At 44.6% G+C, this 13,279-nt stretch carries 13 protein-coding genes and 2 pseudogenes; 9 read left to right on the forward strand and 6 right to left on the reverse strand.

What is annotated here, in order from left to right; translation table 11 throughout:
* The first annotated feature begins 147 nt into the window (after window positions 1–147).
* Window positions 148–1,014, forward strand: coding sequence for a DUF362 domain-containing protein (locus tag DXC51_RS05235; protein ID WP_117544144.1), 867 nt, complete (start codon window positions 148–150; stop codon window positions 1,012–1,014).
* 213 nt (window positions 1,015–1,227) lie between these two features.
* Here the strand turns inward: DXC51_RS05235 and DXC51_RS05240 are convergent, their stop codons facing one another.
* The 3 genes and pseudogenes from DXC51_RS05240 to DXC51_RS05250 form a co-directional block, all read right to left on the reverse strand.
* Window positions 1,228–2,019, reverse strand: coding sequence for a PD-(D/E)XK nuclease domain-containing protein (locus tag DXC51_RS05240; protein WP_117544035.1), 792 nt, complete (start codon window positions 2,017–2,019; stop codon window positions 1,228–1,230).
* A gap of 426 nt (window positions 2,020–2,445) precedes the next feature.
* Window positions 2,446–3,135, reverse strand: coding sequence for a class I SAM-dependent methyltransferase (locus tag DXC51_RS05245; RefSeq protein ID WP_117544036.1), 690 nt, complete (start codon window positions 3,133–3,135; stop codon window positions 2,446–2,448).
* A gap of 307 nt (window positions 3,136–3,442) precedes the next feature.
* A pseudogene (locus DXC51_RS05250) lies at window positions 3,443–3,802 on the reverse strand (helix-turn-helix domain-containing protein).
* A 185-nt stretch (window positions 3,803–3,987) separates the two neighbouring features.
* Between DXC51_RS05250 and DXC51_RS05255 the strand changes: the two are divergent.
* The 8 genes and pseudogenes from DXC51_RS05255 to DXC51_RS29920 all read left to right on the forward strand — a co-directional run bounded on the left by DXC51_RS05255 (window position 3,988) and on the right by DXC51_RS29920 (window position 8,936).
* Window positions 3,988–4,989 carry an ArsR/SmtB family transcription factor gene (locus DXC51_RS05255; protein ID WP_181970035.1) on the forward strand — a complete coding sequence of 334 codons (1,002 nt, stop codon included), beginning with the start codon at window positions 3,988–3,990 and terminating at the stop codon, window positions 4,987–4,989.
* Between the two features lie 155 nt (window positions 4,990–5,144).
* Window positions 5,145–6,386, forward strand: coding sequence for an MFS transporter (locus DXC51_RS05260; RefSeq protein ID WP_117544038.1), 1,242 nt, complete (start codon window positions 5,145–5,147; stop codon window positions 6,384–6,386).
* A gap of 220 nt (window positions 6,387–6,606) precedes the next feature.
* Window positions 6,607–7,050, forward strand: coding sequence for an RNA polymerase sigma factor (locus tag DXC51_RS05265; protein ID WP_117544039.1), 444 nt, complete (start codon window positions 6,607–6,609; stop codon window positions 7,048–7,050).
* 19 nt (window positions 7,051–7,069) lie between these two features.
* Window positions 7,070–7,288, forward strand: coding sequence for a helix-turn-helix domain-containing protein (locus DXC51_RS05270; RefSeq protein WP_243003144.1), 219 nt, complete (start codon window positions 7,070–7,072; stop codon window positions 7,286–7,288).
* A 427-nt stretch (window positions 7,289–7,715) separates the two neighbouring features.
* The gene (locus DXC51_RS05280) at window positions 7,716–7,952 is read left to right on the forward strand and encodes a helix-turn-helix domain-containing protein (protein ID WP_117544040.1); all 237 of its coding nucleotides are present in this window, start codon (window positions 7,716–7,718) and stop codon (window positions 7,950–7,952) included.
* Between the two features lie 90 nt (window positions 7,953–8,042).
* Window positions 8,043–8,138 (forward strand): annotated as a pseudogene (locus tag DXC51_RS30550) (Arm DNA-binding domain-containing protein); the annotation flags it as partial.
* 77 nt (window positions 8,139–8,215) lie between these two features.
* Window positions 8,216–8,473 carry a tyrosine-type recombinase/integrase gene (locus tag DXC51_RS30555; RefSeq protein ID WP_243003129.1) on the forward strand — a complete coding sequence of 86 codons (258 nt, stop codon included), beginning with the start codon at window positions 8,216–8,218 and terminating at the stop codon, window positions 8,471–8,473.
* Window positions 8,430–8,936 (forward strand): site-specific integrase, encoded by a 507-nt coding sequence (locus DXC51_RS29920; protein WP_243003130.1) that lies wholly within the window; start codon window positions 8,430–8,432, stop codon window positions 8,934–8,936. The genes DXC51_RS30555 and DXC51_RS29920 overlap by 44 nt, the downstream gene beginning before the upstream one ends.
* A 470-nt stretch (window positions 8,937–9,406) precedes the next feature.
* Here the strand turns inward: DXC51_RS29920 and DXC51_RS05290 are convergent, their stop codons facing one another.
* From DXC51_RS05290 to DXC51_RS05300, 3 genes are all read right to left on the reverse strand, one after another.
* Complete coding sequence (locus DXC51_RS05290) at window positions 9,407–11,302, reverse strand: alpha-L-arabinofuranosidase family protein (RefSeq protein WP_117544041.1); 1,896 nt, start codon at window positions 11,300–11,302, stop codon at window positions 9,407–9,409.
* A gap of 78 nt (window positions 11,303–11,380) precedes the next feature.
* On the reverse strand, window positions 11,381–12,295 hold the full coding sequence (locus DXC51_RS05295) for a carbohydrate ABC transporter permease (RefSeq protein ID WP_117544042.1): 915 nt from the start codon (window positions 12,293–12,295) through the stop codon (window positions 11,381–11,383).
* Window positions 12,296–12,315: 20 nt separating this feature from the next.
* Complete coding sequence (locus DXC51_RS05300) at window positions 12,316–13,263, reverse strand: ABC transporter permease (RefSeq protein ID WP_117544043.1); 948 nt, start codon at window positions 13,261–13,263, stop codon at window positions 12,316–12,318.
* Window positions 13,264–13,279 lie beyond the last annotated feature (16 nt).

Here is a 13,279-nt window from a genome sequence, read left to right on the forward strand (position 1 = left end):
CGTCAAGCACGAATTTAAATGGTGAATCACGAATTAACTATAACATTTTAGGCTGTTTCAGCATAAAAATCTTGACTTAGAGTTGACTCAATGGGGTATGCTTTTTATCAGCCTGATAAAATTTACACAAAGAAAGAAGGATGCAGCATGGAAAAAGCAAAGGTTTATTTTACAAAAGAACTTACCCCCGAAGCAATGGAGCGCATGTACCGGGTTCTGGGAAACGGGCTTTCCGGGAAAACGGCAGTCAAAGTGCATTCCGGAGAGATGGGGAACCAGAATTTTATCCGTCCGGATTTTATGAAGAAGGTAATAGAAGCCGTAAACGGCACCGTTGTGGAATGCAATACAGCCTATGAAGGAAAGCGGAATACCACAAAGGAGCATTGGGAAACCATGAAGGCGCATGGCTGGACGGAGCATTTCCGGGTGGATATCATGGATGAGGACGGGGAACTGGAGCTGCCTGTGGAGGGCGGGAAACAGATTTCCGTCAATTATGTGGGAACGAATCTTCAAAATTATGATTCCATCCTGGTGCTTTCCCATTTTAAAGGGCACCCCATGGGCGGCTTCGGCGGCGCCCTGAAGAATATTTCCATCGGAATCGCCTCTTCTCACGGCAAAGCCCATATCCACGGCGCAGGCCATCCGGAGGCCATGTGGACCGCAGATCATAATTCCTTCCTGGAAGCCATGGCCGATGCTGCCAAGTCAATCGTGGCGTATCGAAAGAACCATATCGCCTTTCTCAACGTTATGTGCAATATGTCTGTTGACTGTGACTGCTGCGCCGTGGCAGAAGATCCGAAAATGGCGGATATCGGTATCCTTTCCTCTCTCGACCCGGTAGCCCTGGATCAGGCGTGTCTGGATCTTGTTTATAGTTCCGAGGATCCCGGTAAAAAAGATTTAATTGAAAGAATTGAATCCCGCAACGGTGTGCATACGGTGGAAGCGGCGGCGGAAATTGGTGTGGGAAGCAGGGAGTATGAGCTGATTTGCATTGACTGATATCAGTTGATATTTTTATTCCCGCGAGCAACGAGTCAGGCAGCCATGCAAGCATGGCTATTTGGCAACTGCCGCGAGGGTCAAATACCCTGCTCGTAGCGGGGTATTTGATTGACTGAGTGAAGTTCATTTAATTGTGCAAGATAAAAAAACAGCTCCGACAGGCCTTTCTGTCCTGCGGAGCTGATTTTTATCCATTGGAATTATTTTGTATTAATCTGACACCGCCTTACATAATTTCTTAAAAAAAGCGATTCCGAATTTTATAAAGGTATGGTAGCCCTCCAGCCGCAGCTCGGCATCATACTGTTTTTCTTCAATCTGGGCAAACGCTTCGGCGGCCTTTTCTTCCAGCTGTGCATACGTATCCGCCACCTTTGTTTCTATGATAACCGCCACCCCTTCATAAGGTGCCGAACGGATGATGATATCACGTCTCCCCAGCCCGCTTTCCCGGTTTGACTGTATGAGATAGCCATCCATCATTTTCAGAAGTCCTGCCGTAAAGCCGTGATAATAATCTTCCTTATAGTCAAAGAAGCTGACTGTTTCCATCAGATTCCTGGAAAGCTCCTTTTCCAATAAAGAGGTGTCTTTTTTCAGCAGGGCTTTATATAAAGCCGAAAAATCCTTTTGCCGGATTTGACGGTTGAACCAATCCATAATCGTATTCCGGTAAATATATTTTATCTCCGCGTTGGGAATCGCCAATACGATATAAATGGTATCCGCCTGCATATGTTCCCCGACCTTTTTCAGATAGCCTGTAAAGAACAGGAAATTCCACAGATTATCCTGTGAACAGTGTATGTCTTCATAGGTGATATCCTCATGCACGGGTTTTTCAATGTATTCTCCGGCAATCAGCGCTTCCAGTTCCTGCTTGACACCGGCATCCGCTTTCTCTATCATATCACGAATGATATCATTTGATGAAGTATTCGCCCAATATGGTCGGGGCAGTGCGTTAATGTCATTCTCAGCCTCTTTCACATAATTAATCATGCTCCACGGATTATATACTTCAGTATTGCCGAAAAGATAACCATCGTACCATCGCTTACACAGGCTTTTTCACATATCGCCATAAATCCGCTTATAACTCTTTATATCTTTTCGTTGTAAACACGGGCGTCAAAAAAGCGTCAGGTAGTAATGTGTTGTTACGCAGTCAAAGGGCATTTTGAGAGGTCAGAATATAAAATCCTGGTCACCTTATTTCAACGCCTGCACAACCGCATGAATGCTACATTTATGACGCTCTACTTGGGTACATGCTGCCCCGGCTAAGAGCAGCGAACAAAAGGATCTGTTGCTTTCGCACTCTCAATTGCCGCATAAGCGGGGCAGACGTGCTCGTCAATGGTGACGCAGCCGTTTATCTTACCACTGATAAGGTCGGCTGGCTCTGCTACCTATTGTGCAGATTTCTCATTTGGTAGAATTACGTTTAATAACAACAAACATTATAGTCGGAAAATCAGGTTCAATTGAAGTTAGTCCACTGTCTAACAACATAAGATTGTTATTGTCAATCTCTCTGCTTAACGTATCGAAACTAACCACTCTGCATGATGTACCCGCAATATGAACTTCTTCCCCTGTGACCTCATGAGTTCTTTTCTGCAACTCAAATGCCTTTGATATATCTGTACTCCATTCCTCATAACCATTTCCAATTGTGCAAATTAGCGCGATGCCGTTCTCTTTTAGTTGTTCATAAATAAATTGATAAAATAAATTTCTATCTTTATCCAATACCAGCATATGTAATATGGAAATCGCATAGATAAAATCAAATTTATCATTTATTCGCTCAGTCAAACAATTAAAAACCTTAAAAGATTGAGATACATATGGAAATGTTTCCTTACAATAATTGATTGCAGTAGGAGAGACATCTGTTGCGAGTAAATCGTATCCATTTTTCATCAAATATATTGCATCTCTACCCTCACCACATCCAATTTCCAAAATCTTTGATATCTTTGATATTCCGTATTCAGTTATAGTTTCCTCAACAATTTTGGATGGTAGGCTCGAAAACCATTGTAAAGATTTTTGATGAACTTGCTTATATCTTTCATCATACGCTTCATAATATCGTCTTTGCTCTTTCACAATTCTCCTCCCAAGGTATAAATTCACCTCGTGCTTTTCTTACTTTCCTCCAGTATTATACTATATTATCTGCTATTCATGTCAACATTACAGTTGGTACTAATTTCACAGAGGTTAAAGAGGGCTTGGGACGATACTTTCCAATAAGTCATTTTTCGGAAGAGGGTACCCTTTTCCTATGCTTGCTACGAAAGTTTTTCCTTATCTCTACTACAACGGAAAGCCCCGTTTTGCCAAAAGAGCTCAAAAGAAAAACGCTGCAATTTGCGACGCTTAAAAAGGCTCTATATATGTAGCAACGGGGGCGTTATTCCTCCGTCGTTTCGTTGTTGGCTTCCCCAATTCCCTTTGCGGTGGCAGACACGATTTTCAAATCCTTTTCGCTCATATCGTCAAGCATGGTATCAAGCTAACGGCGGCGCGTAGAGTTCTCCATTTCTTTTTTCGGGAAGAAAAACTGGTCTACTGATACATCAAGCAGGGTAACAAGCTCATATAAAATCTGTAAACTGGGGTGCTGCCCGCTGTTCTCGATTGAAGCAATATACCGAGGGGCAATGTGCAGCGTATCGGCTAACTGATTGCGCGATATTCCCTTTGCTTTTCTTGCGGCTTTTATGGCTTGTCCAAAAGCCTTAAAATCGTATTTTTCTTTGCTTTGCTTCATATTATTTCACCCTATTACATTTAACAATTCACCTTTTTTCGGCATATGAGTACACATATCATAGCATTGACAGAAATAGAGCATATAATTCATGCTTGCTTAATTTTTTCGAGACGGATATAATATATATCTATCGTGTTTGAATAACATCTAATTTGATTTTGTAAATAAAGTGAGGAATGGACATGGAAAAAACAACTGGAAGCAATCTAAATAAATATTTTGAAATAATCGGCTTGTTATATGGGTGCAATCATACTAATTTTATAGAAAAAGAGTTGTGGGAAAATGCCGCAGCGGAGTATGGCATTGATGGTACACAGCTTTTTAATAAATTTGGGGCTATACACAAAAAATATTTTACTATCTTCCGCCAAAATATGACTTTTCAGAAGTGTGAAGATTTTGACTTCTTTTTTGCTGATGACGATTTCCTCATACTTTTACAAACTATATGCGCAGATAATTCAGAGTGGTTCGATAATGATTTTAGCGGAGTGACTGACGATACAATTATTTTAGCAATTATCAATGAGTTACTTGAAGGAAAAGAGTTTGATGTAGTTCCACCATTAAATGAGATAATCACTTTATTGCAAAGTACAAAATATTCCACTAATATATGTTGGAAACTTATGGTTTTAATACAGTCACCTAAAAAGAAAATGGAAAGTTTATTAAACTTTATTAAACAGAATATTGTTGCATATCAAAAAGCGATAGACGCTATTAAAAAGCCTTTGGATAAATTGCTTACTGATTTTCCTAATGGTAATTATATGAGCAAAAATATTTTAAAAGATGTTAATCCAACCCCTATTTTAATATATCCTGCCATTGAAATAGTAAACTCACGTACTGCTTATGTGGGTCTGTTTGCAAAAGATGTATATAAACATATTGAGAAAGTAAGAAGTTCTCAAAAAAAACTTCTTCCTGCATTAAAAGCCCTTGGTGACAGCAGTAAATTTGACATACTACTTACTTTATTGACAGCACCAAAATATAATTTGGAATTAGCGGAAAAATTGAATCTTTCCGCTGCCACTGTTTCACATCACATGAATGTATTACTATCAAATCAATTAGTAAACGTAGAAAAAAAGGACGGACGAGTATATTACACGATTTCTAAAGAGACATTACGAGATTTGACTAATCAGATTTCATCTATTTTTTCTCTTTGATTTTTGAGGCAGGATAAAATTTTTCTCATTCAGCATTTGACAAACATCTAATTTTACTGTAACATATATTATGTACTTCTAATCGCAATGCGATTATTTTTTTACCGCACATATTAGATACACATCAAATTAATTAGATTAAAATAGGAGGACGTATGAACAACAAACTTTTCCACAAAAATTTTTCTTTACTAATAGCAGGCCAGACAAGTTCTTTATTTGGCAACTGTATATTAGATTTTGCCCTATCAATGTATGTTTTAGAGGTAACAGGTTCGGCAACAATTTTCGCAAGTTTTTTAGCACTTGCAATGTTACCAACGATTTTATTATCTCCGTTAGGGGGTATTCTTGCCGACCGAGCAAACAGGCGTAATATTATGGTGATTTTGGATTTTATGGCAGGGGTAATAGTTTTATTAGCTGCTGTTTTCATAAACTCGGAAAATCATTTGGTGATAATATGTTTAACGCTTGTTATACAGTCAATATTAGGGGCTTTTGAAACGCCAACAGTTCAAGCGTGTGTGCCACAAATGCAAACAGGAGATAACATTATTTTGGGGAATGCAGTTGTAAATCAAATTAGTGCTGTTTCTGCTTTTGCGGCTCCTTTTATTGGAAGCCTGTTATATACAGCTTTTGGCTTAAAACCAGTTATGTATGCAGGTGTCATTTGTTTTTTCATAACAGCAGTATTTGAGTGCTTTATTAAACTTGACTATCATCCGGAACGGACGACTGAAAATGTTTTGGAAATAGTAAAAAAAGATTTAAAAGATAGTACAAAATTTATCTGTAAGGAAAAAACAGCTATTTTAAAAATACTGCTTTTGGTAGCTGTTATTGGCTTTTTTATTCAAGGAATTGCATTAGTTGGATTACCATATATGGTTAGAACAATACTGGGACTAAATGCGAAATTTTATGGTGCAACAGAAAGTATGCTTGGACTTACTGTTATTCTTGGTAGCGTCATTTCTGGATTGATAGTTTCAAAATTTAAAATAAGGAAATTATATTTAACTTTGTTTTCTGTCGGAATATGTTTGTTACCTGTTGGCGCTATTTTCATAATTTCAACTGGTGTTTATATGAAGTATACTGTATTAATGCTATCATTTGCCATTATTCAAATTGTGGCTTGTGTCTTTTCTATATTTGCTTTATCAATTATTCAGCAATTAACTCCAAATAATATGATAGGTAAAGTGATGGCATATACGGCGACGTTCTCCTTATGTGCGCAACCATTAGGACAAATCATTTATGGATTGTTATTTGATACGTTTGCAAACATGGTTTACGTTATTTTAATTCCAACAGGAATAATTTTGTGCATGATTGGTTTCAAAACGAAAGACTTTTTTGCAAAAGTCGAAAAACAGCTTGAATAAGGATAACCATAATCATTAGCGGATATAACCGCTGACGTAAACGCCAAACCATCTGAATACTGTTTACAATTCCTTTGCGCTCGTCCGTTTTTTCGGACGGGCGCATTTTTCTTTTCCAAAAGATTTTTTCAAAAAAATCTACCTGTCATTCGGCGTTTGAAAAAATCGCCTGTATTATCGGAAGTCCTACCCGCCTTTCGGCACGAAAGGAGGTGAGAACATGGAACCTAATCGCATGGAATTTCAGAAACAATGTGCTTTTCAAAGTTTCTGTAAACGGGTGTTGCATAACGAAGCCTGCAACGCCCATGAGGAAATCCGGCGGCACAGAGTTAAGGAGATCACTTTTTCCGACCTTGCCTTGCATGAGGAACGGCAGCTTTATACCCGTGTCAAGTATTTTGAAAGCGAGGAACAAGCGGAGCCGGGATTTAACATTGCAGGGAAAAGGATAACGGCAAAGCTGATAGCCGAAGCTCTCCGCACCTTGCCGGAAGAAAAGCGCAAAGCCGTCCTGTTGTATTACTTTGCAGGAATGACCGATGTTGAGATTGGAAAGATTTTCGACACGTCGCGCAGCACGATAAAGTACAGACGGACAAGCTCTTTTGAACTGCTAAAAAGATATTTGGAGGAACACGCTGATGAATGGGACGAATGGTAAACAATCCGACTAACCGGAAATAGCCCTTGTTCCTTATCCTGGCATTTTGGCAGCGACAAAGGGCGACCCGGACGCTATGAAAACTGTCTTGCAGCACTTTAGCGGCTACATAGCAAGCCTGTCTATGCGAAAGCTCTACGACGAGCGCGGCAACGCCTATTATGGCGTGGACGAGGATATTCGTGAACGGCTGCAAGCAAAGCTGATGAGGGCTATCCTCACATTCAGGGCTGAATAACTGCCGACCAAAGCGAAACACTTTATCCCCCTTTTCAGTTTCGCAGCGAGAAGCAAATAGCCCGTCATGCTCCTTGAAAAAGAAAGCGGCGCAAGAGAACGGCGGCGCAGCATAGGGCAAATCAGATACGTTCCTTTTGCGCCGAGCTATACGGCGGGTGCGCCATGACTTCCTTAACAGGAAAGAGCGACCAACACCGCGCCGGAAAACAAGCGTAGCGGCTTGTGGGCGACAACGCGCAAAATAGATAATGATACTCCCTTATAGCCATAATAGTCCGAGCGTTCAAAGCGTCGCAGGCAATGGGTAGGGCTGCATGAGAACCATGCAGGGGTGAAACTCCCGTGAGGTTGTGCTAACAACCGTCTGATTAAAGCTCTTTCTCGTAAATTGACCTTTTAGCCATTCTACGAAAGGGGGTATTCCTATGGCAAAAAAGGAAACAGCAAGCCCCGTTATCCCTGTATTCCCTATGTTAAAGACCGTTGAGCAAATGAGCAAAATCAGCGGTATCGGGGAAAATAAATTGCATGAGCTTATGGATAACGGAGAGCTTGAATATATACAAAATGGAAACCGTCGGTTGATAGCCGACGCTGCTATCTGGGATTGGTACCACAGAGCAAAGATAGCGGCGAAGCCCCCGGCAGAACAAGGGGGTTAAGCTATGGCAATCAGAACATGACAGGCAAAGAACAAACGCGACAGCAACGGCGTACTGACCGGGCGGCCGGGTACCGTTTACGACGTTGATATAAAGTACACCGCCCCCGACGGGGCGAAAAAATCCTATACAAAGCGAGGGTTTGCAACCAAACGCGAAGCGGCACAGCATGAAGCAGAAATGAAAACGAAGCTCCAAAGCCCCGGGCAAATCGCGTCTATTTCTTCACAGGGAAAGCAGACCGTCGCCCACTATCTCAATGAATGGGTGGAAAGCTATGCGAGGGTAAACTTGCGCCCCTCTACTTGCGCCCCTCTACTTACGACGGCTACAAAAAGACCATTGCAAACTATATCAATCCCTATATTGGCGGCGTTGCCCTTAATCAGCTTACCCCTGCTATGGTGGACAAGATGTTTCAGCAGATTATCGACAAGGGCTTGAAACCGTCCACCGCAGCGGGGGGCAAAGCGCGTTTTGAGCGTCGCCCTGGGACACGCCCGCAAGTATCGGTATATTGAAACCAACGCGGCGCGGGACACGCTCACAAAGTTTGGTAAGGGCGATAAGACACCCGACCCTTATACACCGGAGCAAGTCAAAGCACTCATGCAGCGCGTCGAGGGTACGGTTTGGGAAATGCCCGTTATTCTTGGCGGGCTGTACGGTATGCGCCGTTCCGAGATTTTGGGCTTGCGTTGGCGTAATGTGGATTTGGAAAACAACACCTTTGACGTTTCCGAGCAGCTACCTTTTAAGGTGCCGCCGAAAACAAAAACCATTGAAGAAATGGCACCGCCGAAATCCAACGGTAGGACGCTACCCATTACTGATCTTGCCCGCCCGTTTTTTCTCAAACAGTTTGCGGTGCAGGAAGCGCAAAAGGAACAGGCAGAAAAGGACGGAAACCCTTACTACGACAATGACCTTGTTGTAGCGAAGCCGGACGGTTCGCCTATCGCCGCGTCGTGGGTATCTTCATAGTTTGGAAAACTGCTTGAAGATTTGGAAATGCCACATATCCGTTTTCACGATTTACGCCATACGGCAGCTACCAATATGCACCAACTGACAGGCAACTTTTATACCGTGGGCGAAATCTTGGGACATACGCTTGCGGGTATCGGCGTGTCGTTGGGGCTATCTATGAACTTTGAAGCCGTTACCGCCCGATACGTTGACGTGCGCCTTGAACGCAAAAAAGAAGTCCTTGACGCATACCACAACGCATTGGAAAAGGCAGACCAGTTTCTGCCATCAAAACTTTCACCTGTTTTCCTATTCCAGCGAATACAATCAATTACATTCAGGTCATGCTTATAACTTTCCCTGTAAGGTTTCTGTAAAACATTTTATACTGAATACACAAAAAAACCGGCAAACACACCATAATTGTGTATTTGCCGGTTCTTCTGTTCTCATCTATTATACGCTTTCAGGCAACGGCCAGCATCTCACCCACGCTCCAGACACAGAAAGCTCAGCCCCGGAACCACAATGGCATTCCCGTCAGGCCCGGCCGTGCACCGCCTTATGCAGCTTTCAGCCTCCGTCTCATGGGCCATACGCCCTTCTCCCTGCAGCCCGTCCTTCAAAAACCAGTGTCCTTCCGGCAGGGCCGTCTGCACCGCCGCGCCGGAGTGGTTCACGATATAGAGCTGCTCCTTACCGCTTACCGTTTTCACAGCCAGGGCAAACAGATTTTCTGCTCCCGTCTCTGTCCCGGCCGCTGTGCAGGGCTCAAAGACACGGGCAAACATGGCAAAAATTTGGCCCATGCAGGACAAATAACAGGTTTCCTTCGTTGCCTCAATGATATTCTGCCCCCAGGTATTGCACATGTTATTGAAATTAGCCAGCGCAAACTCTCCGCCGTAGCTGATGTAATCCAACAGCCTGTGCGCGCCGTTTAAGGCATAGTTCCAGCTGATCTGCTGCACGCCAAAAATATTGGCATAATCATTGGTCACTTCCCCATGCCATCTGAAATCCTGCGGCATGGCAGGGTTCTCAAAAGGCTCCGGGCTATGGCAGGAGGGCAGCCATTCCGTGTTGACCAGCTTCAGATCCGTACCGTTTTTCCGGTTATATTCCCTGATAACGGGAAGGATGTTGTGGACAAAATCCGGATCGCCCTGCCTGTAAATCACATACTGGATATCCTTTCCCGCAATCTCCAGCATATCCGGCAGAAGCTCCGGGGAATAGGTATAAGCTGCCATCATCAGCTCGATGTCAGGATCCGCCAGCCGCATTTCCCTTGCGAATTTCACACACTCTTCGGCATACTGGCAGGCCGTCCATTTTCTTCCCGGCTCATTGTCCATTTCAAACAGCCTGACTCCGTAAGGCTCCTTATGCCCGTTTTGCATACGAAGGCGCCCCATTCCCACATTCTCCGGCGCATTCAGGTATTCCACCATCTGCCTGGCCTTGAAGGGCTCCGAGGTCATCATATTAAAACAAAGCTGCGGTTCAAAGCCCACCAGCCGGGACAGCTGCAGGAATTCGTCCAGCCCCACATCGTTTTCCTCCAGGCCGCCCCAGTAAAAGCTGGGCTGCGGCTCCCTTCTGTCCCGGTCGCCGATGGAGCTTTCCCAGTTGTAGAAGCTGACAAAACAGCCTCCGGGAAAACGTACCACGCTGGGGGCCGCCTCCTTCAGCTTTTCCACCACGTCAGCGCGCCAGCCGCCCAGATTATCGGCAGGCATCAGTGAGGCAAAGGAAAGCACCAGCGTGCCCGGGAAGGAAAAGGTCAGCCGGATTTGTGCATTTCCCCCGCAGGCTTCCTCCCATTCCCAGGTAAACAGGCGGGGAACCGTGGTCAGGGCAAAGCTGGTCTCCTGCGTTCCTATTTTCACAGTCAGAAGCTCCGCCTTTTCGCTGTGGATGGTATCCCCGAAGCCGTTCAGCCCGGCCTCGCTCATATCTCCCCTGACGCCTGCAAAAATCCGGAACTGATACCGTTTCCCCTTCTGCAGATGGATCCCCTTCTGCGAAAGCCCGCATTCGCTCCCATTCGTATTCTTAAGAAGCAGCGATGTCATTCCCTTATAGGTATGGGTTCCGCAGGTATGCTCCCGTTCCGGCGCGCCGATCACCTCCCAGTCATTTTCCTCATAGCCGCTGTGCCAGAAGGGCGCATTGCTGTTATAATGCTCCTTATCCAGCCCCAGCCACTCCCAGGTGGCGATTTTAATGGCCGGCACATCCCGGAAGGCGCGGTTGTAAAGCATTTCGCTCCACATCCCGTTCACCTGCCTGCCGAACCCGGATTCAATAAAATTCCCGAAAATCCGCCGGCCCGCCGGTTCCTTTGTCCATTCCTTTTCCACAATAATTTCCGCCATATCCCTTTTCCTCCCGATTCTGGCAACATTTCAGGCAGCTGCTCTTTTTATTCTGCCACAGGTACATGCAAATGGCAATCAGCCCTTCACTGACCCAACCATAACACCTTTTTCAAAAAACTTCTGTGCGAACGGATACATAATGATCAGCGGCAGTGCGGAAAGCACCATGCAGGCCAGCTCGATGGTCTTGTAATTCGCCGCGGAGTTGGATACCGTTGTCAGTACGGAGGCTGCCCCTGCGCTCATCGTCTCACCCAGCTGCGCTGCGGAGGCGCTGGCCTTTGTGATGGAAAGCATGTAGTAGGACAGCGTCTGGATTTCTGCGGATTTCGTATAGTAAAGCGTCTGGGTGTAATCGTTCCAGGTGGCAACCGCCGTGAAAATCCCCAGCGCACTGATTACCGGCTTGGAAAGCGGGATTACCAGCTTAAAGAAAATCGTATACTCACTGGCACCATCAATTTTAGCTGATTCGAACAGGGATTCCGGAATCGCTTTGAAATTGGTGTTGAAAATGATTACATTATAAAAACCGCCGAACAGTGCCGGGAGGATATAAACCCAATAGGTATTGTAAATATGCATGGCGTTAAACAGGATAAAATAGGCGATAACGCCGCCGTTTAAGTACATGCTGACAAAACCGATTACGGTATAGAATTTTTTCCCCACCAGATTGTCCCTGGAAAAACCATAGGCAAACATGGAGGTAAAAAGCGTCTGTATCACCGTAACGATGATGGTTCTGGTAAAGGTAATCCCGAAGGCCCTGAAAATCTCAGGATTTTTCAGCACCGACTGCCAGCTTTCCAGGGAAAATTCGCCGGGCAGCAGCATGGCATAGCCGTTTTTGGCAATATCCTGCGCGCTGTTTAAGGAATTTATCAGGGAATACCACACCGGATAAACCGTGATTATCATAATAAGTATCATAACTGCGGTAAGGAGAACGGAAAAACGCTTCTCCTTCCTTGACTTGATTTTATTCATAGGAACCCTCCGTTTTCCGATCAGAACAGCCCGCTGTCCGTCAGTTTATTGGATACAAAGTTGGCGGTGGTCAAAAGGATAATTGCCAGGATGGATTTGAAAATATTCACAGCCGCCGCCATACCGAACTGCAGCTGCTGCAGGCCGACCTTATAAATATAGGTGTCAATCACTTCGCTCTTTTCCAGGTTAAAGGAATTCTGCAGCACGTAAAGCTGGTCGAAGTTATTGTTCATGATACCGGCCACAGCAAAAATCACCATGATCACAATGGTTCCCTTGATGCAGGGAAGAGTCACATAACGCATTTTCTGCACTCTGCTTGCCCCGTCCAGATCGGCCGCTTCATAAAGCTCCTGATCCACGCCGGAAATGGCCGCCGTGTACAGAATGGTGCTCCACCCTAATTCCTTAACCAGATTGGAAAGGATGGCAATCGCCCAGAAATATTTCGAATCCGCCATAAAAACGATGGGCTGCTCAATCACGCCCAGCTTCAGCAGAATCTGGTTGAAAAGCCCGCCGTCCCCGCTCAGCAGCGTGATAACAATGCCGCCGAATACTACCCAGGAAATAAAATGCGGCATATAGGTCACCGTCTGGACAAAGCTTTTGAATTTGGGGCGGGCTATTTCATTGATGAACAGGGCGAACAGAATCGCCATCACAATATTCACCAGGTTTCCGATCAGGTTAATGCCCAGCGTATTCACCAGCATGCGTTTGAAGTCAAAATTGCCGAATATCACCTTAAAATTCTGGAAGCCATACCAGGGGCTGGTGAATACGCCTTTAATGCCCTCTATGACACTGTAGTTTTTAAAAGCCAGCAGCAGGCCGAAAAGCGGCACAATGGAAAACAGCAGCATCAATACGGTTCCGGGGAGCATAAGCGTATGCAGCTGAAGCTGTGTGGCCCTGTCATAGCCCAGCCGGAATCCCGTAGTTTTTTTCTTTTTACTCTTCATATAGAACCTCCGTCTT

It is taken from the genome of Eisenbergiella massiliensis, from assembly GCF_003435485.1.

Coding starts and splice junctions, on each gene's coding strand:
- DXC51_RS05235 (WP_117544144.1), top strand. CDS start 148: ATGGAAAAAGCAAAGGTTTATTTTACAAAAGAACTTACCCCCGAAGCA.
- DXC51_RS05240 (WP_117544035.1), bottom strand. CDS start 2,019: ATGATTAATTATGTGAAAGAGGCTGAGAATGACATTAACGCACTGCCC.
- DXC51_RS05255 (WP_181970035.1), top strand. CDS start 3,988: ATGGAAAAAACAACTGGAAGCAATCTAAATAAATATTTTGAAATAATC.
- DXC51_RS05260 (WP_117544038.1), top strand. CDS start 5,145: ATGAACAACAAACTTTTCCACAAAAATTTTTCTTTACTAATAGCAGGC.
- DXC51_RS05265 (WP_117544039.1), top strand. CDS start 6,607: ATGGAACCTAATCGCATGGAATTTCAGAAACAATGTGCTTTTCAAAGT.
- DXC51_RS05280 (WP_117544040.1), top strand. CDS start 7,716: ATGGCAAAAAAGGAAACAGCAAGCCCCGTTATCCCTGTATTCCCTATG.
- DXC51_RS30555 (WP_243003129.1), top strand. CDS start 8,216: ATGGGTGGAAAGCTATGCGAGGGTAAACTTGCGCCCCTCTACTTGCGC.
- DXC51_RS05290 (WP_117544041.1), bottom strand. CDS start 11,302: ATGGCGGAAATTATTGTGGAAAAGGAATGGACAAAGGAACCGGCGGGC.
- DXC51_RS05295 (WP_117544042.1), bottom strand. CDS start 12,295: ATGAATAAAATCAAGTCAAGGAAGGAGAAGCGTTTTTCCGTTCTCCTT.
- DXC51_RS05300 (WP_117544043.1), bottom strand. CDS start 13,263: ATGAAGAGTAAAAAGAAAAAAACTACGGGATTCCGGCTGGGCTATGAC.